The organism is Kitasatospora sp. Xyl93 (genome assembly GCF_055383135.1).
In genome coordinates this window covers 8,032,243-8,058,118 of record NZ_AP029185.1, presented here as the reverse complement: position 1 = coordinate 8,058,118, position 25,876 = coordinate 8,032,243, and the positions used below count along the sequence as shown (strand labels likewise).

Sequence of the window (25,876 nt, the reverse complement as noted above, 5' to 3'; positions counted from 1 at the left end):
ACATCGTCATACGGTCGGACGGACGCCGCCGTGCGGAGCGGCGGTCTCGCCGGCGGTCGCACCGACCTTCGCGTCGGCGCCCGGGGCGTCCCCCGCGGCAGCCCCCTCGGAGGCGCTCACGGCTCCCTCCGCGGCGGCCTCCGCGGCGATGGCGAGCATCCACGGGGCGATCCGCTCCACCAGCCCGCGGTTGTGCCGGATCCAGCGGAAGTGGTCCAGCTCGCGGCCGTCCGCCTGCTCGGCGGTGTAGCTCCAGCGCTCCACCCGGGCCGAGGGCAGCTTGGCGCACAGGTGGTCGACGGCCCGCGGCGGCGCGAGCTCGTCGCCCTGCACGTCCACCGCCAGCACCGGCAGGTCGACCCGGGCCAGCGCCCGTTCGTAGTCGGTGACCGCGCCGCGCACCCGGTAGCGGCCGGTGCGCATCTGCCGCGCCCAGTCCCGCATCAGCCGGGCCGACTCACGGCCGCCGAAGCCGAACCGCTCGCCCGGCCAGTGGCCGACCGCCGCCGAGGCGACGATCGAGAACTGGCTCAGCGCCAGCCGCCGCAGGCCCGCGCGCAGCCCGAAGGTCCGGTACCAGGCCGATCCGCTGGCCACCAGCACCGCGCCGGCGAGCCGCGGCCCGTAGACGCCGCAGTGCACCAGGCCCAGCTGCCCGCCCAGGCTGTGCCCGAGCAGGAACCGCGGCGCGCCCGGGAACGCCCCGGCCACCGCGTCGAGCACCGCCCCGAAGTCGTGCTCCACCAGCTCGCGGAAGCCGAAGGCGACCCCGCGCCGCGGCCGCGGCCGGCTCTCGCCGTGGCCGCGCAGGTCGCAGGTGGCCACGCTCAGCCCGGCCGCGTGCAGGGCGCGGACCAGCGGGGTGTAGTGCCGGGCGGCCGTCCCCATCGCCGGCAGGACGACCACCACCGGGGCGCCCGGCTCCGGCCGGGCCAGCGCCCGGACGGTCAGCCGGGCGCCGTCGGGCGCGGCGATCTCGGCGATCACGGGGAACCGGGGGGTCTTCACGTCCCCGCCTCCCGGTCGACGGACCCGGCGCCGGTCTCGGAAGCGGACCCGGCGCCGGCGCCGGCGCCCGGCCGCCAGCCGATCACCCCGGCGCCCCAGGTGATGCCCGCGCCGAACGCGGCCAGGCCGAGCAGCTTCGGGCCGTCCAGCAGGCCCTCCTCGCGGGCGTGGGTCAGGCCCAGCGGGATCGAGGCCGCCGAGGTGTTGGCGACCCGGTGGACGTTCAGGTAGAGCCGCTCCGGGGGCAGCCCCACCTCCTTGCCGACGGCGCGCACGATCCGGGCGTTGGCCTGGTGGGCGACGAACAGGTCGAGATCCTCGCAGGTCAGGCTGCGCCGGGCGAGCACCTCCCGGGTGGCGGCGGACATCTTCTCCACCGCGTGGTCGAACACCTCCCGGCCGTCCATCCGCAGCTTGCGGTCCTCCCGGTCGGCGTAGAGCAGCGGGATCTGCTCGCCGTCGCTGCCGAGCGAGAAGCAGGGCTCGGGCGCGCCGGGCACGTCGGCGACCACGGCGGCGCCCGCGCCGTCGGCCAGCAGCACCGCGGTGCCGCGGTCCTCGTGGTCGGTGATCCGGGTCAGCGCGTCGGCGCCGCAGACCAGCACCGCCTCGGCCCGGCCGGTCTCGATCAGCGCGGCGGCGTGGTCCAGGCCGTAGACGAACCCGGCGCAGGCCGCGTGCAGGTCGAAGGCGACGGCCTGCGGCAGGCCGAGCCGGGCGGCGACCTCCACCGACACCCCGGGGGTGACCCGGTCGGGGGTGATGGTGGCGACCACGACGTGCCGGATGCTCGCCGCGGTGCGCCCGGAGCCGCGCAGCGCCTGCTCGGCGGCGGCCACCGCGAGGTCGGCGAGCCGGCCCTCCGGCGCCAGGAAGCGGCGCTCCCGGATGCCGGTCCGTTTGACGATCCACTCCGGGGAGGCGCCGATCCGCTCGAAGTGCTCGTTGGGCACGACGCGTTCGGGCAGTGCGGCGCCCACCCCGACGATGGCGGCGGTCATGCCGCACCCCCCTCGGCGAAGGCGGGACCGGTGCCCATCCGGACGGCGTGCATCCCGCCGTCGGCGTGCAGGATCTCCCCGCTGACGGTCGCGGCGAGGTCGGAGAGCAGGAACAGCACCGGTCCGACCACCACCGCCGGGTCGGTGCGGTCCCAGCCGAGCGGGGCCTCGGCCTGCCAGCGGTCGGCGATCCGGTCGAAGGTGCTGATCGCCTGTCCGGCGACGGTCTCCACCGGGCCGGCCGCGACCAGGTTGACCCGGATGCCGGACGGGCCGAGGTACATCGCCAGGTAGCGGCAGACCGCGCCGAGCGCCGCCTTGCTCACGCCCATCCAGTCGTAGCCGGCCCAGGCGCCGCTGGCGTCGAAGTCCAGTCCGACGACGCTGCCGCGCCGCCCGTCCGCGCTGAGCAGCGGGGCCAGCGCGGTGGCCAGCGAGTGCAGCGAGACGGCGGCGGTGCGCAGCGCGAGGCCTGCGGCGTCCGGCGGGGTGGTGAGGAAGTTGCCGCTCAGGGCGGTCTGCTGGGCGGCGGCGACGGCGTGCAGGACGCCGTCGACGCCGCCCCAGCGCTGTTCGAGTTCCTTGACCAGTCGGGCGAAGTCCTCGGGCCGGGTGACGTCCAGGTCCAGCACCTCGGTGGGGTGGGGCAGGACCTCCGCCGCCTTCTCGGTGATCCGCCGGGCCCGGCCGAAGCCGGTGAGCAGGACTTCCGCGCCCGCCTCCTGGAGCGCCCTGGCGGTGTGCCAGGCGATGGAGTCCTGGTTGAGCACCCCGGTGATCAGATAGCGGCGTCCGTGGAAGCCGAGCATCACTCCTGGCCTTTCGTCGTGCCGGTGGTCCCCGGGGCGGCGGCGGCCGCCAGCACCAGGGCCGCGTTGTGCCCGCCGAACCCGAAGGAGGTGGAGAGCCCCGCCCGGCGCCCGCCCGGCAGGGTGGGGCCGGCGAGCGGGGTGGCGTGGCGGATCAGGTTGAGCGGGCCGAGCTTCTCGTCCGGTTCGCGCAGCCCGACGGTGGGCGGGGCGGTGGCGTGGCGCAGCGCCTGGAGGGTGGCGATGGCCTCGACGGCGCCGGCGGCGCCGAAGAGGTGGCCGGTGCAGGACTTGGTGGAGGAGAGCGGGAGCTCTTCCAGGGCCGGCCCGAGGGCCAGTCGCAGGGCGTCGCACTCCGAGCGGTCGTTGAGGACGGTCCCGGTGCCGTGGGCGTTGAGGTAGCCGAGTTGCCCGGGGGTGATTCCGGCCGCGTCGAGTGCCAGGGTGACGGCGCGGGCCGCGGGTCCGCCGGTCGGGTCGGGGGCGGTGAGGTGGTGGGCGTCGCAGGTGGCGCCGTAGCCGAGGACCTCGCCGAGCGCGGTGGCGCCCCGGGCGGCGGCGCCGGCTTCGGTCTCCAGCACCAGGATCCCGGCGCCCTCGCCGATCAGCAGGCCGTCCCGGTCGCGGTCGAAGGGCACCGAGCGGCCGCTCTCGGACAGCGCCCCGGCGGTCCGGAAGGCGGCCCGTACGAGGGCGGAGGTGGAGGCCTCGGCGCCGCCGACGACGACCGCGTCGGCGGCTCCGGCGGCGAGCAGCAGCAGGGCGGTGCCGATCGCCTGGGTGGCGCTGCTGCACGCGGAGGCCAGGCAGAGCGCCTCGCCCCGCAGGCCGTGGCGCTGGGCGATCTGCGAGGCCGCGGCGTTGGCCATCATGGCGGGCACCATGAGCGGGGAGACGAACTCCCCGCCCTGCTGCCGGAGCACCTCGCTCTGGCTCTCGAAGCTGGCCGTCCCGCCGAGCGCGCAGCCCACGACGCAGGCGATCCGCTCGGCGGGGTACGGCAGGGGGCCGTCCGTCCATCCCGCCTGGGCCAGGGCCTCGGCGGCGGCCACGAGTGCGAGCTGGGTGAAGCGGTCGGTGCGGCGGATCTGCTGGCGCGACAGGTGGTCGGCGGGCCGGAAGTCCCGGCACAGCCCGAGCCCGTCAGTGAGCCCGCTCTCGCCGGCCACCGCGCGCCGGTGCAGCTCGTCGGCGCCCACCCCCAGCGGGGTGACCGCGCCCAGGCCCGTGACGACGGCCCGGGGCCTCACTCCAGCCCGGCCTTGCGGCGGCACAGGGCGAGCACCTCGCCGACGGTGTACAGCTGGTCGAAGTCCTTGGGCTTGACCGGGACGCCGAGCTGCTTGCGGATGGACTGGCTGAGTTCGACCATGTCGAGCGAGTCGATCTCCAGCTCGTCCAGGGCGGCGTCGTCGACGATGCTCTCGCGTTCGACGCCGAGGTCGACCAGGGCGTCGACGACGAAGTTCTCGATGGCGCTGCGGTCCAGTGTGTCGGGCATGGCTCTCCTCGTCCGCGCGGGGCGGCGGTGGCGGTGCGGGGGACGTACGGGCGGTGCGTGCGGGCAGGCGGGCGGGCGGCGCGCGCACCCGGCGCAGGCAGGCGACGCGGGCAGGCGGCGCGGACTCAGGCCGTGGTGCCGGCCTTGGAGGCGTGGTACGGCGCCCAGTGCCACTGCCGCCAGTAGCTCTCGGCGATGTCCAGCCACTGCTCCAGCCGGGCGGCGTCGTCCAGGAAGCGGTTGGCGCTGACCACCAGCCAGCTGTAGACGGCCTGGCTGTCCCGGCAACCGCCGCAGTCGCCGGAGGTGCAGCAGAACTGGAGCGACTCGTAGTCGGCGCCCCAGACGTTGAAGCCGGGGATGACCGGGTTGCCGTTGGCGACGCGGTCCTCGTGCTCGGGGGCGTCGACGCTGAGGCTGGGGCAGACGTCGTAGCCGAACCGGCCGCCCCAGTGCGTACGGCCGGTCACCAGGGTCCGGATGAAGTACGGGTGGCTCACCACCGCGTGCGGGTACAGGTCCTTGACCCGTTGCGCCTCGTCCAGCACCCGCTGCTCGTTGGCGATCTTCAGCGGGGTCTCGGTGCCGTGCTCGCTGTAGAAGTTGAACGTGACGATGTTGCCGTTCTCGGCGATCTTCCGCACGGTGGGCTCGATGTGCTCGACGCCGGCCTCGGAGAGCGCGTAGATGAACAGCACCCGCTGGTCGTCGCGGTAGTGCGACAGCGCGGTGTCGAACAGGCCGGTGAACTTCGAGCCGTTGACCCGGATCGCGCGCAGGTCGTCGTCGAGCGGGCCGCCGCCGAAGATGCTGACCGCGATGGCGATCTTCTCGAAGCCCTGCTTGGGCATCGGGCGCAGGCCGTTGGTGGAGATGGTGATGTACGGCAGCTGTTCGACGAAGGCCTCGACCCGGCGCGGGACGAGGGTTGGCTCGCCGCCGATCAGGGTGGCCTGGTTGACGCCGTCGTCGGCCAGCTTGCGGGCGAAGGCCCGGATGCGGTCCAGGTCGGAGAGTTCCTTGACGGCGGTGTCGAAGCCGCCCTCGAAGTACCAGCAGCCCTTGCAGCGGATGTTGCAGGTGTTGGTGAGGTGGACCTCGCAGGAGCGGACCTCGCGGCCCAGCCGGCGCAGCCGGTGCAGGCGTTCGGCCAGGTCGGGCCGGTCGGCGATGAGTTCGGCGGTGCGCGCCTTGGCCTCGCGTCGGCTCAGCGGGCGCTGTTCGATGGTGACGGGTGTTGCCATGACGGTGGGCTCCTCGGGAGTCGCGGATCGGCGTGCTGCTGTTCCTGCTACTCCGGGAGGCGCAGACCCAGGTTCTTGATGCGCGGGGTGACCTTCTCCCGCCACAGGTCGCAGGCCTGGCCGTTGGTGGTCTGCCGCAGGCCGAAGCGGACGGCCAGCTTGGCGCGCTCGGAGCGCGGGCTGCCGAAGATCCGGATGAAGGTCGGCCACAGCCGGTCCAGGGCCTGCTGGAGCTGCTCGTGGCCGTCGTCGGTGGCGGCGAGGTTGCGGCACACCCGGGCGCCGTGGGCGATGTGCACCTTCTCGTCGAGGATGATCGTGCGGACGGCGTCCGCCCAAGGCCGGTAGCTGCTCTGCGCGAACTCGGAGATCATCACCATCGCGGTCTCCTCCCCGATGTAGGAGAAGATCCCGCGCTCGGCCCAGGTGGTGCAGGTGTGGAACTCCTGGGCGCGGAACAGGTTCCGCTCGGCCAGGGTCTGGGTCTCCATGTAGCCGGTGTCCACGCCGATCTCCGCGAGGACCCGCTTGCCGATCTTGTAGTGGTCGTACTCCTCGGCGGCGCGCTCGGCGCAGACCTGCCGCTCCTCCGCGTCGGGGGCCAGCGGCAGGAAGACCTGCACGTAGTCGTCGCCGCCGGAGAGCTCCCCCTCGGTGTTGACGACCATGCCGCGGATCGCGATCTCCCGGTACTCCTCCGGCATCGCCAGGAACTCGTCGGGAGTGCGGACCACCACCGCCTCGTCGTCCAGGATGGAAATACCCATGGCGCAACACCCCGTTCTGAAGAAGGACTCTGAAGCAGGACATGGTCGGGTGTGAGCGGCCGGGGGCCCGCTTCCGCCGAGGCCCTCGATGACGACCACAAGGAAAGAACGCCGCCCCCCAGCGGCCGGCGGAGCGCCGCACCGGCTCCGCTGAACTTCCTCGGAGCGTAGGTGCTGCATTTTGGGCCGAACAAGGTCCCTTACGAATCATGCCGAGCGGATTCGGCCATCCGGCACCGCCGGAGCGGCTGGTTCCGGCCCCGGCGGCACCGGCGCGACATGCGTAATTCCCTTGCGCGTTAAGGATCTTGGCGGATGACCACGGCAGAAGAAGCTGGCCGGAACCAGGCCTGGACCGCCCCGGGCGTACCGCCGGGCCGACCACTACGCTGAGCCCCATGACCACCGACTCGAACACGGCGGTCGCCACCGTCGACGTCCTGCTGGGCCCCGACCGGCTGAACGACCTGATCACCGCCCAGTTCCCCGACTACACCGCCTGCCGGGTGACCGAGGTGGACGGCCGGACGCTGACCATGGCGGTGGACGGCGACCGGCTGCGCACCCGCCCGGGCGGCACCGTCTCGGGCCCGGAGCAGGCCGGCCTGTGCGACCTGGCGGCGTTCCTCCTGATCAACGCCCGGCTCGGACCCACCCTGATGGCGCTGACCAGCTCGCTGCAGATCAGCTTCCTCAACCGGCCGCGGCCCGGGGCGCTGCGCGTGCACGCCAGGACGGCCAAGTTCGGGCGCCGGCTGTGCGTGGTGCTGGCCGAGCTGCTGGACGCCGACGGCGTGCTGGTGGCCAGTGCCACGCTGACCTACGCGATCCCGCCGGCCCGCCCCGGGACGGCCTGACGCGGCTCTCCTCTCCCGGGGCGCGCCCGGGCGCCGGCGACGGCCGGCCCACCGCCGAGGCCGAGTCCCCCGCCGGCGCCGAGCCCACCGCTGTCCGTACGCCAACAACTCGCCAGGGTGGCGTGAAAGGTGACAGCAAGTCGGCCGAACTCACGATCTTTCGGACAGGAAACGATCTAGGCATTGATCTCCGGCCCGGCCACCTCTAGGTTGCGGTGCAATGTCACACTGAACGGCCATACGGGATGCCCGGGGGGACCACGGTGTCGGACACCGCATTGGAAGCACCGCACCAGGCCGCGAGCAGGCTGCCCCGGGTCTTCTACCGGCTGGCCGCAGGCGACGCCCTGAACACGTACGGGAGCCAGCTCGACCTGGTCGCACTGAGCCTGTTCGCCTACGAGGCGGCCGGCAACGCCCTCGGCACGGCCGGGTACCTGGTGCTGCGACTGGGCGGCGGCGTCGTCGGCGGGCTGGTCGCCGGGCGGCTGGTGGCCCGGCTGGAGCGCCGGAGGCTGATGACGGGCTGCGCCCTGGCCCAGGCACTGGCGCTGGTCGTCGTCGCCGGCGTCCCGGCCTCGCTGCGCATCCCCGTCCTCTACCCGCTCGCCCTGGTCCTCGGCGGCGCCGCCGCGGTGGCCGCCGTCGCCCTGCGGACCAGCATCCCCGAGATGGTCGGCGCCGAGCGCCGGGCCCGCGCCAACAGCCTGATGGCGAGCTGCCGTTCCACCGCGATGGTGCTCGGCTTCGCCTCCGCCGGCGTGGTGGTGGCCTGGGCCGGGTTCCGGGCCGCGCTGCTCATCGACGCGGCCAGCTTCGTCCTCTTCGGGGCGCTGGTGATCCGGCTGCCCCTGCCCACCCGGGCCGCCCCGGCGGACGGGCCCGCGGCCCGGTCGGACGAACCCGCGGCTCGGTCGGACGAACCCGCGGCCGACCCGGACGAGCCCGCGCCGAAGGCCGGGAAGCACGGCTCCCGGTGGCAGGCACTGGTCGTCCTGCGGGCCGCTCCGGTGGTGGGCGCCATGGCGGGGATCCGGCTGCTGGACGCCTTCGGCTCCGCCGCCCACAACATCAGCCTGCCGGTCTTCGCCGACCAGTCCTCCCCTGCCAATCCGGCCGCCCTGCTCGGCACCTTCTGGGCCACCTGGGCGATCGGCAACCTCTGCGCCCAGCAACTGGTCTCCCGGTTCATGCTGCGCCGGGGCATCGAGCCCGGCGAGCGCGGCTTCGCGCTGGGCACCTGCCTGATGTCCGTCTGCTTCATCCTGATCTTCACCGACCTGCCGACGCCGCTCTTCCTGCTGGTCGCGATCGGCGCCGGCCTCGGCGACGGTTTCACCGAGATCTCCTACACCACGCGGATCCAGGCCCTCGCCGACGAGCGGCGCGGCGAGGCCTTCGGCATCCTCGCCTCCGCCGAGAACATCGGCATGGGCACCGGGATGCTGCTGAGCGGCTCACTGCTCACAGTGCTCAGCCCGCTGACCGTGGTCGGCGTCTCGCACGCCGTCCCGATCGTGCTGGCGCTCGCCTTCCTGGTGCTGGTCGCCCGCACCCGCCGCCGCTGACAGGCCCGGGGCCCGCCCCACCGACCTCTCCGCACCACCTCCGGCGCCCCGCACCGTACGCGCCACCCCTCTCCGCTCCCCCTCCCTGCCCCGGGGCGGCCCACACCCGCGCCCCGGCACCGATCCGAAAGGTGCCGAACCTCATGAGCCCCACCGGTCCCGACCACGGCCGGCTGCGCACCCTGGAAGCCCGACTGCTGCTGCGTCCCGAGATCGCCGACTGCGCCCTGCTGCCCGTCGAGCGCGAGAACGGCCGCCCCGGTCTGCTGGCCTACCTGGTCCCCGCCGTCGACGGCGATCCCGAGGCCCTGCGCCGCCGGGCCGCCGCCGCGCTGCTGGACGCCGACCCGAGCGCCGAAGTCCACCTCCTGGACGGCATAGTCCGCACACCCGAGGGCGAACCCGACGCCGCCGCCCTGGCCGCGGCGCTCACCCGGCCGCCCGCCGCGCCCGGCCCCGCCCTGCGCCACCTGCGCGAGCTCACCGACCGCTGGCGGCCGTTCGGCGAGGTGTCGGCGACATCCGGCGCCGCCCCGGCCGAGCAGGCGGCCCCGCCCGCGGATCCCGGCGCCGAGGATCTCGGATTCGACGGCCCCGGAGTCGACGGCCCCGGCACCGAGGCCGTCGGCGCCCCGCTGCCCGACGCCGGGCCGCACGCGCCCCGGACACTGCCCGAGGCGCTGCTGCGCGCCGCCGAGCTGCACCCCGACCGGGGCCTGCACCTGGTCCGGTCGGGCGGCGAGGCCACCAGGCTGACGTACCGCCGACTCCTGGAGCGTTCCCGCGAGATCCTCGCCACCCTGGCCCGCGCCGGGCTGCGGTCCGGGGACCGGGTGATCCTCCAGGTCCCGGAGCCGGAACTCTACTTCCCCACCCTGTGGGCCTGCCTGCTGGGCGGCGTCCAGCCGGTGACGGTCGCCCGCCCGCCGGACTACCACGAGCGCAACCCCGTCCTGGAGAAGCTCTGGCACGCCTGGCAGACCCTGGAGGAGCCGCCGGTGCTCGCCTGCGGGCCTGCGGTGGCGGGCCTGGAGCAGCTCGGGGAACTGTACGAGGCGCCGGGCCTGCGGGTGATCGCGGTCGACGGGCCGTCGGCCTCCGAGAGCGCCGCCGGCCCCGCGCCCGCCCCCGAGCGAGCCCCCGCTCCCGGCGACGTGGCGATCCTCCAGCTGTCCTCGGGCAGCACCGGCCGGTCCAAGGCGGTGCAGATCACCCACCGCGGCATCCTGGAGTACGTCGCGGGAGCCGTCGCCCAGGGCTGCGACCCGGCCGACACCACGGTCAACTGGCTGCCGCTGGACCACGTCGCCGGACTGCTGATGTTCCACCTGCGCGACGTCGTGCTGGCCGCCGACCAGGTGCAGGTGCCCACCGAACTCGTCCTCGCCGACCCGCTGGTCTGGCTGGACGCGCTGGAGCGCTACCGGGCCGCGCACTCCTGGTCCCCCAACTTCGGCTTCCGGCTGGTCGCCGAGGCCGTCCGGGCCGCCGGGCCCGGCCGCCACTGGGACCTCTCCGCGGTCAAGTCGCTGATCAACGCCGGGGAGCAGTGCACCGAGGCGGTGCTGGACGAGTTCCTGGCCGCCACCGCCCAGTTCGGCATCCGCCCCGAGCACCTGCTGCTGGGCTGGGGCATGGCCGAGACCTGCACGGTGATCACCTACAAGCGCTACCACGAGGACGGCGCCCGCCGACTGGTCCGCACCGGCTCGCTGACCGGCCGGCTGGAGCCCGTCGACCCGGCGTCGGCGGAGCGCGGCACCGGCTTCCTCAGCATGGGCCGGCCCGCGCCCGGCACCCGGATACGGGTGACCGACGACGACGGGCGGGTGCTGCCCGAGCACCGGGTCGGCCGCCTCCAGGTCCACTCCGGGCGGGTGACACCGGGGTACCTGAACAACCCGGCCGCCAACCAGGAGGCCTTCGTCGGCGACGGCTGGTTCGACACCGGGGACCTGGCCTTCCTGGCCGACGGCGAGGTGGTGCTCACCGGCCGTCGCAAGGAGATCATCATCGTCAACGGCGTGCACTACTTCTGCCACGAGCTGGAGGACGTGGTGGCCTCCGTGGCGGGGGTGCGCTCCGGGCACGTCGCGGCCTTCGGGGTGCCGGACGAGCGCACCGGCACCGAGCAGCTGGTGATCGCCTACGTCCAGAACGACCCGGACGCCCCCGCACCGCCCGTCGCCGCCGAGGTGCGGCAGCTGCTGGCGGCCCGCCGGCAGCCGGCCCCCGCGCTGGTGCTCCCGGTCCCGGCGGCCGACTTCCCGCGCACCACCAGCGGCAAGATCCAGCGCACCGCGCTGCGCCGCCGGCTGCTGGACGGCGAACTCGACGGCCACATCGTGGCGTTGGACCTGGCGGAGGGCAACTCCCGGACGCTGCCGGACTGCGTGCGGCGGCTCGACTGGGAGGCCCGGCCGGTTCCGGGGGGCGCGGCGGCCGGGTCGGCTACGTCGGCCGGATCAACCGCGTCGGCCACATGGCCCGCGCTGGCCGCGTTGCCCGCGTTGGCCGAGGAAACGATCCTGCTGCTCGGCCCGTCCGGCCCCGGCACCCTCACCGACGCCCTGACCGCCGCCCTGCCGACCGCCGTGGTGGTGGACCAACAGCCGACCGGCGACCCCCAGGACTGGCTGCGGGCGCTCGGGGACCGTCCGGCCGACCGGCTGGTCTACCTGTGGAGCGCGACGGCCGACGGCACGACGCCGCCGGACGAGGCGCTGCTCGCCCTGCTCCGCGCGCTCCCGGCCCGGGCGCCGGTCCGCGAACTGGTCTCCGTCAGCGCCGGGCTGCACGCCGTGCTCCCCGGTGAACTCCCCCGGCCGCGGGCGGCGTTGACCGCGGCGCTGACCGCCGGGGCCCGGGCCGAGCAGCTGGTGCCCGCCGCCCGACACCTCGACCTGCCGGGAGACGCGCCGGCCGCGGAGCAGGCCGCCGCGCTGCTCGCCCTGCTCGCCGACCCCCGCCCGGAACCCGAGTCCGCCTGGCGCGCCGGCCGCCCCTGGGTGCCCCGGCTGGGCGTGGCCGACACCGCCCCCGGCCCGGCCGGCGAGGGCTGCTCGCTGCTCACCCCCGGCGCCCGCTACCTGGTCACCGGCGGCCTCGGCGGGATCGCCGCCGAGCTGCTGCCCGGGCTGCTGCGCGAGTACGGCTCCCGGCTGCTGATCGTCGGCCGCAGCGACCTGGACGCCCCGACCGCCGAAGCGGCCGAGCGCCGGGCCGCGCTGCGCCGGCTGTCCGTCCAGGGCGGCCAGATCAGCTACCGACAGGCCGATGTGACGGATCGTCAGCGACTGGCGGAGGTGCTCGCCGAGGCGGAACGGGAATGGCGGGCACCGCTGGACGGCGTGCTCCACCTGGCCGGCGGCTACCGGCTCGCACTCCTCGCCGACACCGACACCGAGGGCTGGCGCGACGCCGTCCGGACCAAGACCGAGGGCACCGACCACCTCGTCGAGCTGGTCCGGCAGCGGCCGGGCGCGCAGTTCGTCGCCTTCTCCTCGATGATCGGCCTCCAGGAGGCGGTCGGTTCCACCGGGTACGCCGCCGCCAACCGCTACCTGGAGAGCACCGTCGACCGGCTGCGCCGGGAGACCGGCACCCCGGCCTGGACGGTCTCCTGGGGCCTGTGGAGCGGGATCGGCATGAACCGCGACACCGAGAACGAGCAGGCCGCCGCCGACCGGGGCATCGCCGTGCTGAGCGCCGCGCACGGCCGCCGGCTGGCCGCCCTGCTGCTGGCCGGCGCCCCGGGCCACCGGTACGCCGGTCCGGACCCGACCTCCCCCGCAGCCCGGCGCCGGCTGCTCGCCACCGCGCCCCGCCCGCTGGCCGCCACCGCCGCACCGGCACCGTCCGCCACCGCCGCGCCGTCGCCGTCCGCCGCGGCCCCGGCGGCCCGGCCCGCCGGACCGTCCGCCCCCGGGCACACCGCCCCCTCCGGGCTGCGCCGGCTGGTCCTGGACGCCTTCGAGTCGGTCCTCGACGGCCCGCTGGACCCGGGCCGCCCGCTGGCCGAACTCGGCATCGGATCACTCCAGTTGATGCGGGTGCACGGCGCGCTCAGCGCCGCGCTGCCCACACCCCCGGCGCCCACCGAGCTGTTCCGCCACCCCACCGTGGACGCCCTGGTCGCGCACCTGGCCGCCGGACCGGCCACGCCCGCCGCTCCGGCCGCCTCCCCCGCCGCCCCAGGCGGCGGCTCCGCCGCGGGCCCGGGCGACGACCGCCGGGTGGCGATCGTCGGCCTGGCCCTGCGCCTCCCGGGCGCCGACACCCCCGAGCAGTACTGGCGCAACATCGTCGAGGGCGTCCGGAGCACCACCCGGTTCACCGAGGAGGAACTGGCGGCGGCCGGGCTGCGCCCGGAGGAGTACCGCCACCCCGACTTCGTCCCGGTCACCGGGGCGCTCAGCGACGTCGACAGGTTCGACGCCGAGGCCTTCGGCATCAGCGGCACCGAGGCCGCCCTGATGGACCCCCAGCAGCGCCTGCTGCTGGAGATCTGCCGCCAGGCCCTGGAGGACGGCGGCTACGACGCGCCGGACCCGGAGCGCCGGGTCGGGGTCTTCGCCGGCACCGGGATGACCCTGTACGCGCTGCGCAACTACTACCAGCACACCCTCGCCGCCACCGCCGACCCGGCCGAGCCGGTGGCCGCCCTGCAGACCGCGATCGGCAACCAGGCGGACTTCGCCGCCACCCGGGTCGCCTACCGGCTGGGCCTCACCGGTCCGGCGATCGGCGTCCAGACGGCCTGCTCCACCTCGCTGGTCGCGGTGCACCTGGCCGTGCAGTCGCTGCTGGCGGGCGACTGCGAACTGGCGCTGGCCGGCGCCGCCGCCCTGCACATCCCGCAGGCCGCCGGCTACCGCTACGAGGAGGGGTCGATCCTCTCGCCCGACGGCTCCTGCCGGGCCTTCGACGCCGAAGCCGGCGGCACCGTCGGCGGCAACGGCGTCGCCGCCGTCCTGCTCAAGCGCCTGGACCGGGCGCTGGCGGACGGCGACACCGTGCACGGGGTGATCCTCGGCTCGGCCGTCAACAACGACGGCGGACGGAAGGTCGGCTACACCGCGCCCAGCGTGGACGGGCAGGCGGCCGTGGTCGGCCGGGCGCTGGACCTGGCGGGCGTGCCGGCCGACACCATCGGCTACATCGAGGCCCACGGCACCGGCACCCCGCTCGGCGACCCGATCGAGTTCCGGGCGCTGGCCCAGGCGTTCCGCGCCCGGACCGACGCCGCCGGGTTCTGCTCGCTCGGCTCGGTGAAGCCCAACATCGGCCACCTGGACACCTGCGCGGGCATGGCGGGCCTGATCAAGGCACTGCTGGTGCTGCGGCACGGCACCATCCCGCCGCTGGTCAACTTCACCCGCCCCAACCCCGCGCTGGAACTCGCCGACAGCCCGTTCCGGCTCGCCGCCGACCGCCGGGACTGGCCGGACGGCCCCACCCCGCGCCGGGCCGGGGTCAGCGCGCTGGGCGTCGGCGGCACCAACGCCCACCTGGTGCTGGAGCAGGCCCCGGCCGCCACCGCGGCGGTGCCCGAGCCGCGCCCGGCCCCGACCGTGCTGCCGCTGTCGGCCCGCACCGCCCAGGGCCTGACCGAGCTGGCCGCCCTGGTCCGCGACCGGCTGGACGCCGAACCCGCCCTGGCGCCCGGCGACCTGCCGCTCACCCTCGGCGCCGGCCGACGCGCGCTGCGCCACCGGCTGGCCGTCACCGGGCCCGACCCGGCCGCCCTGCGCAAGGGCCTGGACGCCTTCCTGGCGGGCCGGCCCACCGCCGGCGCGGTCCACCGCGAGACCGGGCGCGGCGAGGTCCACCCGGTGCTGCTCTTCACCGGCCAGGGCGCCCAGTACCGGGGCATGGCCGCCGAACTCCACCGCGCCTTCCCGGTGTTCCGCGCCGTCCTGGACGAGTGCGACCGGCTGCACCGCGAGAGCTGGGACGAACCGCTGCTGCCGCTGCTGCTGGACGCCGCGCCGCAGGACACCGACGACATCTGGACCACCGAGGCGGCGCAGCCCGCGCTGTTCGCCCTCCAGGCGGCCTACCTGCGGCTCTGGCAGGAGCTCGGCGTCCGGCCGGCCGCGGTCGCCGGGCACAGCGCCGGGGAGTACGCGGCCTTCCACGCGGCCGGCGCGCTCGACCTCGCGGACGGGATGTTCCTGACCGCGCTGCGCGGGCGGCTGATGCACCGGCTGACCGGGCCGGGCGCCATGACGGTGGTCCGGGCCGGGCTGGACCGGCTGGCCGGGCTCGGCGACTGGCTGCCCGGGGTGGACCTGGCCGTGGTCAACGGCCGGGAACAGTGCGTGCTGGCCGGCCCGCCGCGCGAGATCGCCGCCGCCGAGGCCGTCCTGGCCGCCGACGGCGTCGCCACCGAGCGGCTGCGCGGCGACCGGGCGTTCCACTCCCGCCTGCTCGACCCGATGCTCGACCCCTTCCGCGACCAGCTGGCCCGGCTGCGCCTGCGGCCGCTGACCGTACCGCTGGTCAGCAACCTCGGCGGCGAGGTGCTGGCGCCCGGAACCGTCCCGACGCCCGACTACTTCCTCCGGCAGACCCGGGAGACCGCCCGGTTCGACCAGGTCCTCACCGCCCTGGACGGGCAGGACCACGAACTCTTCCTGGAGATCGGCCCGCACCCGACGCTCACCGGCATGGGCCGCCGGGAGCTGCCGCGGCGCCACTTCGTCGCCGGCGGCCGGCGCGGCGCGTCCCCGGAGCAGCAGTTCGACGCCGCCGCGGCCGCGCTGTGGGCGTACGGCGTCCCGCTCGACTGGGCCCGCTTCGCCGCCGCCCGGGACTGGCCGGACGGCCCGGCCCGCCGCGTCCCGCTGCCGACCACCGTCTACCAGCGCCGCCGCCACTGGTTCACCGCCCCTGCCCGGCCGACCACCGAGGACCCCGTCATGCGCCAGGAACCACCCCAGCAGACCGCACCGGCCCCGGCGCCGGTCGCAGCGCCGGCCGCGACCCCGGCCCCGGCCGCGGCGCCGGTCACGGCCCCGGCCCCGGCCGCCGTACCGTCGCCGGCCCCCGAGGAGCTGGCCGAGCAGGCCGTGCTGCGGCAGGTCGTCGAGCAGACGGCCCGCCAGCTCGGCTACGACGAGGCGTCGGTCGGCGCCGACGAGCCGTTCTTCGACCTGGGCGCCGACTCGCTCTCGATGATCAACATGATCCGGGACCTGGAGCGCGCGTTCCGGGTGCGGGTGTCGATGCGCGAGCTGTTCGAGGCGGCCGACACGCCGGCCCGGCTGGCCGGGCTGATCGCCTCCCGGCTGGAGCCGGCGGTGCTGGCCGCGCTGCTGCCGGCCGCCGAGCCGGAGCCCGTGGCGGCCCCCGTGCCGGCGCCCGAGGCCGTGCCCGTGACGGCCCCGGTGGCGGCGGCTCCGGTCCCGGCCGTACAAGCCGCCCCGGCCGTACACACTGCCCCGGCCGTCCAGACCGCCCCGGCCGCGCAGGCCACCCCGGCCGCGCAGGCGCCGGCCCCGGCGCCGCAGCCCGTCCTCGCGGCCCCCGCCGCGCCCGCCGCGCCCGCCGCCCCGGTCACCGACGGAACCGGCCTGATCGAGCGCCAGCTCTCCCTGCTCGGCCAGTTCTCCGACCTGATGCGCGACCAGCTCGGCCTGCTGGCCGGCGGCGCGCCCGCGCCCGCCCTCCCCCCGGCGCCGGCACCCGCCGCCCTGGCCCCGGCCACCGTCCAGGCTCCCGCCGCCCCCGTCGCGCAGATCCCGGCCGCCGTCGAGGCCCCCGCCGAGGCACCTGCCGCCGCCCCCGCCGCCCCGCAGGTGCACGGCCCCCGGGTGACGGTCTCCCGCGAGTCCGGCATGGCCTCCGGCGGCCTGACCGACCAGCAGCGCGCCCACGTGGACGAGCTGGTCGCCCGCTTCACCGCCCGCACCACCGCCTCCAAGGCGATCACCCGCCGCCACCGCCGCACCCTGGCGGACAGCCGCGCCGTGGTCGGCTTCCGCTCCGGCACCAAGGAGATGCTCTACCCGCTGGCCGCCCGCCGGGCCCGGGGCTCCCGGCTGGAGGACGTCGACGGCAACCCGTACGTCGACATCACCATGGGCTTCGGCGTCCTGCTCTTCGGCCACGACCCGGAGTTCGTCTCCGAAGCCGTCCGCGAGCACCTGGCCTCGGGCCTGCGGCTGGGCCCGCGCGGCCCGGAGACCGGCGAGGCCGCCGAGCTGCTGGCCGAGCTGACCGGCACCGAGCGGGTCGCCTTCGCCAACTCCGGTACCGAGGCGAACGCCGGGGCGATCCGGCTGGCCCGCGCGTACACCGGCCGGGACAAGATCGTCATGTTCGAGGGCTCGTACCACGGCCACTTCGACCACACCCTGGGCCGCACGCTGGGCCGCGGCGCCGACCGGGAGACGGTGCCGGTGTCCATCGGCATCCCGGGCAGCGCGGTCGCCGACCTGCTGGTGCTGCGGTACGGCGACCCGGAGAGCCTCAAGGCCATCGAGGAGCACGGCGACCGGATCGCCGCCGTCCTGGTCGAGCCGGTGCAGAGCCGCCACCCGGGCCGCCAGCCCGTCGACTTCGTCCGCTCGCTGCGCGAACTGACCGCCCGGCTCGGCATCGTGCTGGTCTTCGACCAGATGCTCACCGGCTTCCGGCCCCACCTGCGCGGCGCCGAGGGCTTCTGGGGCGTCACCCCGGACGTGTCCACCTACGGCAAGGTGCTGGGCGGCGGCTACCCGATCGGCGCGATCGCCGGACGGGCCGACGTCCTGGACGGGATCGACGGCGGGCACTGGGACTACGGGGACGACAGCTACCCGCCCAGGGACACCACCTTCTTCGGCGGCACCTACATCCAGCACCCGCTGGCGATGACCGCCGCGGGCGCGGTGCTGCGCCACCTCAAGGCGGCCGGCCCCGGCCTCCAGGAGCGCCTGAACGCCCGCACCGACGAGCTGGCGGCCACCCTGAACGGCTTCTTCGAGGAGGAGGAGTTCCCGCTGCGCCTGGCGCACTTCGGCTCGCTCTTCCGGTTCGAGCCCCGGGCCGACATGGAGCTGCTCTACCCGCACCTGCTCACCCGCGGGGTCTACGTGTGGGAGTGGCGCAACTTCTTCCTCTCCACCGCCCACACCGACGGCGACCTGGAGTTCGTGGTCGACGCGGTCCGCGAGTCGCTGCGCGACCTGCGGCGCGGCGGCTTCTTCCCGGCCTCGCCCGGCGTCCGGCTGCCCGCCCCGCGACCGGCCGCCGAACTCCCCCGCCCCGCCGAGGCCGTCCGCACCCACGCCGAACCGGTTCCGTACCAGCCGGTCAGCGACCCGCAGCGGCCGGTGGACTTCAGCCTCTACTTCTTCGGCGACTACCCGCTGGACTCCCCGGAGGACGAGAAGTACCGCATCGTCCTGGAGAGCGCCCGCTTCGCCGACCGGCACGACTTCCACTCGGTCTGGCTGCCCGAGCGCCACTTCCACTCCTTCGGCGGCATCTTCCCCAACCCCTCGGTGCTGGCCGCCGCCCTGGCCCGGGAGACCACCCGGATCCGGCTGAACGCGGGCTGCGCCGTGCTGCCACTGCACCACCCGGTGCGGGTGGCCGAGGAGTGGTCGGTGGTCGACAACCTGTCCGGCGGCCGGGTCGGCCTGGGCTGCGCCAGCGGCTGGCACCCCAACGACTTCCTGTTCTTCCCCGAGCGCTACGGCAGCCACAAGGAGCTGATGCACCGGCAGGTGGAGACCGTCCGGGCGCTGTGGCGCGGCGAGCCGTACCAGGGCCGCAACGGCAACGGCGAGCCGATCGAGGTGACCCTGCACCCGCGCCCGCTGCAGGACCTGCCGCCGATGTTCACCGCGATCGTCGGCAACCCGGACAGCTTCCGCGAGGCGGCCCGGAACGACCTCGGCGTGATCACCAACCTGATGACCCAGGACGTCGCCCAGCTGGCCGAGAACATCGCGGTCTACCGGCGCACCCGGGCCGAGCACGGCCTGGACCCGGAGGCCGGCCGGGTGGTCGTGCTGGTCCACACCTACCTGGGCACCGACCTGGCCACCGCCCGCGAACAGGCCTACCGCCCGTTCTGCAACTACCTGCGCTCCTCGCTCTCGCTGTTCGGGCAGATGGCCAACAGCCTGGGCCTGACCCTGGACTTCGAGAACGCCCGCGAGGACGACCTGGAGTTCGTGCTGGAGCGCGCGTACGAGCGGTACTGCGCCTCCCGCGCGCTGATCGGCACCCCGCGGAGCGTCCAGGGCGTGCTGTCCGAGCTGCGGGCGGCCGGCGCGGACGAGATCGCCGCCTTCGTGGACTTCGGGATCTCCCCCGAGCTGGTCGCGGCCGGCCTGCCGCAGCTCGACGTCCTGCGCCGGGACACCCTGCGCCGCGCCCCGCTGTCCTACGCCCAGCAGCGGATGTGGTTCCTGCACCGGATGCTGCCCGACGGCGGGCAGTACAACGAGGTCAAGGCCATCGAGCTGGACGGCCCGCTCGACCCGCGGGCGCTGGACACCGCGCTGCGCGGGCTGGTCGAACGCCACGTCGCGCTGCGCACCGTCTTCCGGGAGCAGGACGGCGAACCGTTCCAGCAGGTGCTGGCGCCGCCCACCGGCCCGGTGCTGCGGCGGGTCACCGCCGACCGGACCTCGCCGGACGCCGTCGCCGACCTGGTCGCCGCCGAGGGCGAGCACCGCTTCGACCTGGCCGAGGGCCCGCTGTTCCGGGCGCTGCTGCTGGAACAGGCGGCCGACCGGCACGTCCTGGTCCTGTCGATGCACCACATCGTGATCGACACCCTGTCCACCGTGGTGATCACCCGCGAGCTGGGCGAGCTGTACCTGGCCGCCCGGGAGGACCGGGCCGCCCGGCTGCCGGTGCTCGCCACCGGCCCGGCCGCCGAGGCCGCCCGGGAGCGGGCCCGGGTGGCCGCCGGCGAGTACGAGGAGAGCCTCGCCTACTGGCGCAAGGTGTTCGGCGGCGGTGACCTGCCGGTGCTGGCGCTGCCCACCGACCGGCCGCGCCCGGCTGTCCCGGACGGCCGCGGCCGCGCCTTCGTCCACCACCTGCCCGCCGAACTCGCGGACGGCCTGCGTGAGTTGGCGAGGTCCCGGCGCTCGACCCTGTTCATGGTGCTGCTGACCGGCTTCGCCGGCGTGCTGCAGCGGTACGCCGGCCAGGACGAGATCGTGCTGGGCACCCCGGTGGCCAACCGGGCCGAGGGCACCGAGGACCTGGTCGGGTTCTTCGTCAACACACTGGCGCTGCGCCTGGACCTCTCCGGCGAGCCGGCCTTCGCCGAGGCGCTGGGCCGGGTCCGCTCCACCGCGCTGGACGCCTACGAGCACCAGCAGCTGCCCTTCGAGGTCCTGGTGCAGGACCTCAACCCGCGGCGCGACACCAGCCGCAACCCGCTGTTCCAGGTCATGGTGGAGTTCGAGAACCACGCGGTCTTCGAACTGGACCTGCCCGGGCTGACGGCCCGCCCGCTGGACCACGTCGCGGACCGCTCCGCCTTCGACCTCACGCTCTTCCTGACCAGCCTGCCCGACGGCATCCGCTGCCACGTGGAGTACGCCGAGACCCTGTTCGACCGGGCCACCGTCGACCGGCTGCTCGGCGCCTTCGAGCGGCTGCTCGGCGCCGCGGTCGCCGACCCGGAGCGCCCGCTCGTCGAGCTCACCGCCGTGGCCTCGGACGAGGCCGACACCGCCTTGGAGTGCGGACCGGCCGCCGCCAAGGACCCCGCGCACCCGCTGGCCACCGTGGCCGCGACCGCGGCCGGCCGGCCCGACCGGACGGCGGTGGTCGCCGCCGACGGCACCACCACGGACTACCGCACCCTGCTGGCCCGGGCGGAGGAGCTGGCCGGCCGGCTGCTGGCGGCCGGCGTCCGTGAGGGCGACCGGGTGGGCGTGCTGCTGCCCCGCTCGGTGGACCAGGTGGCCGCACTGCTGGCCGTCCTGCGCCTGGGCGCCGTCCACGTGCCGGTCGACGTGCTGCAGGGCACCGAGCGCTGCCGGCTGATCGTCGAGGACAGCGCGCCGGCCGTCCTGCTCACCACCTCGCCCGACCTCCCCGCGGAACTCGGCCTGACCGTACCGACGGTGCTCACCGGCACCGCCCCGGCCGACACCGCCGGTGCCGGGCTGCCCCCGCTGCCCGCCCCCTCCGCCGAGGCGCCCGCGTACCTGCTGTACACCTCCGGCTCCACCGGCCGCCCCAAGGGCGTGCTGATGCACTCCCTGGCCCTGGCCCACCTCGTGGCCTGGAACGTCGCCGACCACCCCGCGGCCCGTACGCTCCAGTACGCCTCCTGCGGGTTCGACGTCAGCATCCAGGAGATCCTGACCACGCTGGCCGGCGGCGGCACCCTGCTGTTGATCGAGGAGGAGACCCGCTACGACGTGACGGCCCTGGCCGCCGTCGTCCGGGCCACCCGGGCCGAACGGCTCCACCTGCCGTACACGCCGCTGGCCGCGCTGGCCGACGCGCTCGGCGAGGAGCCGGTGCCGCACCTGCGGGAGCTGATCTCCGGCGGCGAGCAGGTGCTGCTCACCCCCGGGCTGCGGGCCTTCCTGCGCCGCAACCCCGGCTGCCGGCTGATCAACCACTACGGCCCGACCGAGACCCACGCGCTGACGGCCGGCGAGATCGAGCCGGACGGCCCGGAGTACGCGCCGATCGGCCGGCCGACCCCGGGCAGCCGGATCGTGCTGCGCGACGCCGCCGGGCGCCGGGTGCCGGCCGGGGCGGTCGGCGAGATATACGCCCTCGGCGTCCAGGTCGGCATCGGCTACGCCGGCCGCGCCGAGGAGAGCGCCGCCGTCTTCGCCGACACCCCGGAGGGCCGGACCTACCGCACCGGCGACCTCGGCCGGTGGCGGCCGGACGGCCGGCTGGAGTACCTCGGCCGGGCCGACCGCCAGGTCAAGGTCCGCGGCTACCGGGTCGAACCGGGCGAGATCGAGACCGTGCTGCTCGGCCTGGCCGGCGTGCGCGCCGCCGCCGTGACGGCCCGCCGCACCCCCGCGGGCACCGTGCTCGCCGGGTACGTCGACTGCCCGGCCGCCGAACTGCCCCGGGTCCGCGACCAGTTGGCCGACCTGCTGCCCGACTACATGGTCCCCGGGCTCTGGGCCGCCGTGGACGCCCTGCCGTTCACCGCGCACGGCAAGCTGGACACCGCCGCCCTGCCCGAGCCGCGCCCGCTCGGCGCGGACGAGCCCGCGGCCGCGCCGGCCACCGAACTGGAGCGCACCGTGCAACGCCTCTGGGAGGAGGAACTCGGCCGCCCCGCCGGGGTGGAGACCTCCTTCTTCGACCTGGGCGGGCACTCGCTGGCCGCCACCCGGCTGCTGAACCGGGTCCGCGAGGCGACCGGCCTGCGGATCGGCGTGCTGGACTTCTTCCGCCGCCCGACCGTCCGCGCGATGGCCGCCCACCGGCCGGCCGCCGAGCAGGCCCCGGCCCCGGCGTACGAGGAGGGCACCCTGTGAGCGCCGCGGAGGAGGGCTGGGAGCGGCTGCTCAAGCTGCTCGACGAACGCGAGATCGTGCTGCGCACCACCGGCGAGCGGCTCGGCTACCTCGCCCCCGCGGGGGCGATGGACGAGGAGGTCGCCGGCCTGGTCCGGGCGCACCGCGACCGGCTGCTGACCACCCTGACCGGCGCCGGGGCCGCCCTGGCCGCCGCGCCGGCCGGGGCGGGGCAGCGGCGGATGTGCAGGGCGCACGCGGGCTCGGCCGATCCGGCGGTCTGGAACATCACCCAGCGGATCACCCTGCGCGGGCCGCTGGAGCCCGAGCGGCTGGCCGCCGCGCTGACGGCGGTGGTCGAGCGGCACGAGAGCCTGCGGACCCGCTTCGCGGACACCGGGCTCGGGGTGCTCCAGCAGGTGCTGCCGAACACCCCGCTGGACGTCCCGGTCGAGGACCTGCGCGCCCTCGCGCCCGCCGAACGGGACGCGGCGCTCGCCGCGGCCCTCGACGCCGAGACCACCCGCCCGTTCGACCTGGCCGCGCCCCCGCTGCTGCGCGCCCGGCTGCTGCGCCCGGCGGACCAGGAGTGGGTGCTGCTGCTGGTCATCCACCACATCGCGGTCGACGGCTGGTCGCTGGCCACCGTGCTGGCCGACCTGGGCGCGCTCTACCGGACCGGCGGGCCGTTGCCGCAGGAGCCCGGCCGGATGACCGACTACGCCTGCTGGGAGCGGACGGTGGTCACCCGCGCCTCCGTCGCGGCGGCGGTCGACCACTGGGTGGGGGCGCTCGGCGGCGCCCCGCTCGCGCTGGACCTGCCCACCGACCGGCCGCGCCCAGAGCGGCGCTCCGGGCTCGGGCAGACCGCCGCGTTCCGGATCCCGGCGGCGCTGGGCGAGGCGGTCGGGCGCTACGCCGCCGCGCGCTCCACCACCGCCTCGGCGGTGATCGTGGCCGCGTTCGCCCGGCTGCTGGGCTCGCTCGGCGGTGCGCCGCGGATGTTCCTGCTGCTCTCCAACGCCAACCGCACCCGGCCGGCGGACGAGCGGGTGGTCGGCCTGATCACCAACAGCATGCCGCTCCTGGTGCCCAGCCGGGCCGAGGCCGGGTTCGGGGAGCTGGTGGACCGCGCCGCCGCCGAGATCGCCTCCGGCCTTGACCACTCGGTGGTGCCGTTCGGCCTGCTGGTCGACGCGCTGCGGGAGCGCGGCGTCCAGCTGCCCGCCTGGCACCCGCAGATCCTGCTCGCCGTCCAGAGCACCCCGCCCATCGCCCTCGACCTCCCCGGCCTGGCCACCGAGATCGAGGACATCCCCGGCCCGTCCGCCCGCGCCGACTTCGCGATCTCGCTCACCCCGGACGCCGAGGGCTACGCGGGGCTGGCCGAGTACGACGCCGACCTGTTCGACCCGGACACCGTCCGGGGCTGGCTGGACGCCCTGGTGGCGGACCTGGCCCGGCAGTTGGCCGTCCGGCTCACGTGACACCGGACGGGCCCCGGCGGGCGGTGCGCCGCCCGCCGGGGCCCGTCGGGCTCCGCTGGTCGCGGTCGGGCGCCGGAGGGCGTCCGGAGACGCTGCCCCTCCTCCCGCGCCGGGTCAGCCGAGCGGGCGGCAGAGCAGGGCGGCCGGGGCGCCGTACTGGAGCCGCTGCCAGGTGGAGGCGACGCCGGCCAGGTACTCGCCGTCCGCGCACTGGCCCTTGTAGCGGCCCGGCGCCCAGTCGCTCGCCACCGAGCCGCCGGTGGCGGGCCGGTTGTCGCCCCGGTCGAACCAGAGGGTGCGGCCGGTCAGCGGCAGCGGGGCGACGGCGGGGGCGCACAGCAGCGCGGCCATGCCGTTGCCGCGAACGCTGTAGCCGACGGCGAAGGCGCGGTCGGGGCACTGGAGCTTGTCGTAGCCGGACGCCCAGTCGCCCTGCGTGACGTAGCGCTCGTCGGTGACGGTGGTCCAGTCGCCGCCGCCGGCGGCCGGCTCGCCCGCGTCGGTGCACAGCGCCCGGCTGTCGCCGCGGGCCAGGGCGGTCAGGCGCTGGCCGTCCGGGCAGTCGCCCTTGCGGTTGCCGGGGCTCCAGTCCGGGCGGGCGAGCATCCGCCGGGAGAGGTTCCGGTCGGCGTGGTCGAGGTCGAGCATGTTCCAGTGGTCCACCGCGGGCACCGGGCCGCTCACCGCCGGGGCGCCGATCAGCCTGGTCCAGTCGGCGGCCCGCCAGTCGCCGGGGTCGGTGAGACCGGTGCGCCTGCCGTCGGGGCCGTAGGAGAGCAGCGCCCAGGTGTCCAGCGGCCGGCCGGCGCCGTCGGCCCAGCCGACCAGCGGCCAGAAGGCGAAGTCGGTGTCGCCGCGCACCAGGATGTCGGTGAACGCGTGCAGCCAGGCCTGTTCCTCGGCGTCGGTCGAGCCCAGGCCGCCCGCGCCGAACTCGCTGATCCAGACCGGGGCGGTGAAGTGCTGCCCGGCCCGGGTGACGAACAGCGCCTGGTCGTCCACCACCTGGGCGAGCTGCTCGGGGGTGAAGTCCTGGTAGCGGGGGTCGTCGGTGGCTCCCGGGCCGCTGCCCGCACCGGTGTTGGCCGGGCCGGTGTAACCGTAGAAGTGCGCGGAGTAGACCAGCTTTCCGGAGTCGACCAGGGTGTTGGAGAGGTTGCGCACCGGGGTGAGCATCGGGCGGCCGTGGCTGAACCCCGCGGCGGGGACGCCGTACCAGTTGATGCCCTCCATGACGACCAGCAGGTCCGGGTCGGCCTGGAGGATGCGGTTGCCGGCCTCCTCGAAGGCGGCGTACTCGTCGTGGGCGTCGCCGAGGCCCCAGTTGGGGTCGTCCCAGAGGTCCCGCCGGACCTCGTTGCGCAGGTCGGCGCCGACCACCCGCTTGTCGGACTTGTAGCGGTTCACCATGAACAGCCAGTCGTCCTCCCACTGGGCCGTCGACTGGCCGCTGTTCCAGCGCTCGTTGCCGTCCAGGCCGCAGCAGAACCGGTAGCCGGTGGTGTGGTTGTTGAGGATCACCGCGAAGCCGTCGGCGGTGAGGGCGGCCACCACGGCGTCGAAGACCTGGAGCGGGGTCCGGCCGCGCAGCTGCGGGTTGGCGGCGACGGCGGAGTCCGGGACGGGGACGGTGTCGTGGATCATCGCGTTGGCGAACGGCAGCCGGATGCTGTTGACGCCCAGCCCGTGGAAGTCGGCCAGCAGCCGGGCCACCGGCACCCGGTCCAGGCCCAGCGGGATGTTGTGCGAGACCTGTCCGGCCTGGTTGGCGGCCGGGTCGTCGGGGCTCCCGCTGCCCTGCCAGGTGCCCTGGGCGCCGGCCCAGTTGGCGGACTTCAGCTTGAAGCGCTCGCCGGCGGCGTCCACGATGTAGCGCCCCCGGGTGCTCAGCGGGCCGGTCCAGGACGCGGCCGACCGGGTCGGCTCGCCGTCCTCCGGCGCCGCGACCCCGGGGCCCGCCGCCAGGACGGCGAGCACCGGCAGGACGGCGGCCAGGGCGAGCAGTCGCGCCGCAGGACTCTTCATGGTCATCCCCGCTGTGGTGAGGCGGCCCGGGATCGACGGCTTGGTCCCGCACCGTCGGCGAGGACCGAGAATATGACGGATCCTCATGTTCGGGAAGGGCGCACGCCGGGACCGCACTCAGTCCTCGGCGTCCGCCCCCGGGCCGTCCTCGG

12 protein-coding genes are annotated in these 25,876 nt (G+C 75.6%); 4 read left to right on the top strand and 8 right to left on the bottom strand.

Going from position 1 to position 25,876, the window contains the following annotated elements; genetic code table 11:
• Positions 1–6 precede the first annotated feature (6 nt).
• The 7 genes from ACZ5GH_RS34995 to ACZ5GH_RS34965 form a co-directional block, all read right to left on the bottom strand.
• Entirely contained in the window at positions 7–1,008 is a 1,002-nt protein-coding gene (locus ACZ5GH_RS34995; protein WP_387755835.1) for an alpha/beta hydrolase family protein, read from the bottom strand.
• Entirely contained in the window at positions 1,005–2,009 is a 1,005-nt protein-coding gene (locus ACZ5GH_RS34990; protein ID WP_387755833.1) for a beta-ketoacyl-ACP synthase 3, read from the bottom strand. Before ACZ5GH_RS34990 ends, ACZ5GH_RS34995 begins: the two co-directional genes overlap by 4 nt.
• A complete protein-coding gene (gene fabI, locus ACZ5GH_RS34985; RefSeq protein WP_387755831.1) occupies positions 2,006–2,818 on the bottom strand; it encodes an enoyl-ACP reductase FabI in 813 nt (270 codons plus the stop codon). Before fabI ends, ACZ5GH_RS34990 begins: the two co-directional genes overlap by 4 nt.
• A complete protein-coding gene (locus tag ACZ5GH_RS34980; RefSeq protein ID WP_387755829.1) occupies positions 2,818–4,068 on the bottom strand; it encodes a beta-ketoacyl-[acyl-carrier-protein] synthase family protein in 1,251 nt (416 codons plus the stop codon). The genes fabI and ACZ5GH_RS34980 overlap by 1 nt, the downstream gene beginning before the upstream one ends.
• A complete protein-coding gene (locus ACZ5GH_RS34975) occupies positions 4,065–4,319 on the bottom strand; it encodes an acyl carrier protein (protein WP_387755827.1) in 255 nt (84 codons plus the stop codon). Before ACZ5GH_RS34975 ends, ACZ5GH_RS34980 begins: the two co-directional genes overlap by 4 nt.
• A 125-nt stretch (positions 4,320–4,444) precedes the next feature.
• On the bottom strand, positions 4,445–5,563 hold the full coding sequence (locus tag ACZ5GH_RS34970) for a radical SAM protein (RefSeq protein WP_401103500.1): 1,119 nt from the start codon (positions 5,561–5,563) through the stop codon (positions 4,445–4,447).
• A gap of 47 nt (positions 5,564–5,610) precedes the next feature.
• Positions 5,611–6,330, bottom strand: coding sequence for a Phenylacetic acid catabolic protein (locus ACZ5GH_RS34965; protein ID WP_387755823.1), 720 nt, complete (start codon positions 6,328–6,330; stop codon positions 5,611–5,613).
• Positions 6,331–6,728: 398 nt separating this feature from the next.
• Here ACZ5GH_RS34965 and ACZ5GH_RS34960 point away from each other — a divergent pair, with 398 nt between their 5' ends.
• The 4 genes from ACZ5GH_RS34960 (at position 6,729) to ACZ5GH_RS34945 (ending at position 23,699) form a co-directional block, all read left to right on the top strand.
• The gene (locus ACZ5GH_RS34960) at positions 6,729–7,187 is read left to right on the top strand and encodes a PaaI family thioesterase (protein ID WP_387755821.1); all 459 of its coding nucleotides are present in this window, start codon (positions 6,729–6,731) and stop codon (positions 7,185–7,187) included.
• Positions 7,188–7,450: 263 nt separating this feature from the next.
• A complete protein-coding gene (locus ACZ5GH_RS34955; protein ID WP_464336332.1) occupies positions 7,451–8,755 on the top strand; it encodes an MFS transporter in 1,305 nt (434 codons plus the stop codon).
• A gap of 143 nt (positions 8,756–8,898) precedes the next feature.
• Positions 8,899–22,233, top strand: coding sequence for a MupA/Atu3671 family FMN-dependent luciferase-like monooxygenase (locus tag ACZ5GH_RS34950; RefSeq protein WP_464336331.1), 13,335 nt, complete (start codon positions 8,899–8,901; stop codon positions 22,231–22,233).
• Positions 22,230–23,699 carry a condensation domain-containing protein gene (locus tag ACZ5GH_RS34945; RefSeq protein WP_464336330.1) on the top strand — a complete coding sequence of 490 codons (1,470 nt, stop codon included), beginning with the start codon at positions 22,230–22,232 and terminating at the stop codon, positions 23,697–23,699. The genes ACZ5GH_RS34950 and ACZ5GH_RS34945 overlap by 4 nt, the downstream gene beginning before the upstream one ends.
• Before the next feature lie 114 nt (positions 23,700–23,813).
• Here the strand turns inward: ACZ5GH_RS34945 and ACZ5GH_RS34940 are convergent, their stop codons facing one another.
• Positions 23,814–25,730, bottom strand: a complete 1,917-nt coding sequence (locus ACZ5GH_RS34940) for a glycoside hydrolase family 5 protein (protein ID WP_464336329.1) — start codon at positions 25,728–25,730, stop codon at positions 23,814–23,816.
• Between the last annotated feature and the right edge of the window lie 146 nt (positions 25,731–25,876).

What these genes read in the sequence shown, in the direction of transcription:
- ACZ5GH_RS34990 (WP_387755833.1), bottom strand. Translation starts at nt 2,009, where the DNA reads ATGACCGCCGCCATCGTCGGGGTGGGCGCCGCACTGCCCGAACGCGTC.
- fabI (WP_387755831.1), bottom strand. Translation starts at nt 2,818, where the DNA reads ATGCTCGGCTTCCACGGACGCCGCTATCTGATCACCGGGGTGCTCAAC.
- ACZ5GH_RS34975 (WP_387755827.1), bottom strand. Translation starts at nt 4,319, where the DNA reads ATGCCCGACACACTGGACCGCAGCGCCATCGAGAACTTCGTCGTCGAC.
- ACZ5GH_RS34970 (WP_401103500.1), bottom strand. Translation starts at nt 5,563, where the DNA reads ATGGCAACACCCGTCACCATCGAACAGCGCCCGCTGAGCCGACGCGAG.
- ACZ5GH_RS34965 (WP_387755823.1), bottom strand. Translation starts at nt 6,330, where the DNA reads ATGGGTATTTCCATCCTGGACGACGAGGCGGTGGTGGTCCGCACTCCC.
- ACZ5GH_RS34960 (WP_387755821.1), top strand. Translation starts at nt 6,729, where the DNA reads ATGACCACCGACTCGAACACGGCGGTCGCCACCGTCGACGTCCTGCTG.
- ACZ5GH_RS34950 (WP_464336331.1), top strand. Translation starts at nt 8,899, where the DNA reads ATGAGCCCCACCGGTCCCGACCACGGCCGGCTGCGCACCCTGGAAGCC.
- ACZ5GH_RS34940 (WP_464336329.1), bottom strand. Translation starts at nt 25,730, where the DNA reads ATGACCATGAAGAGTCCTGCGGCGCGACTGCTCGCCCTGGCCGCCGTC.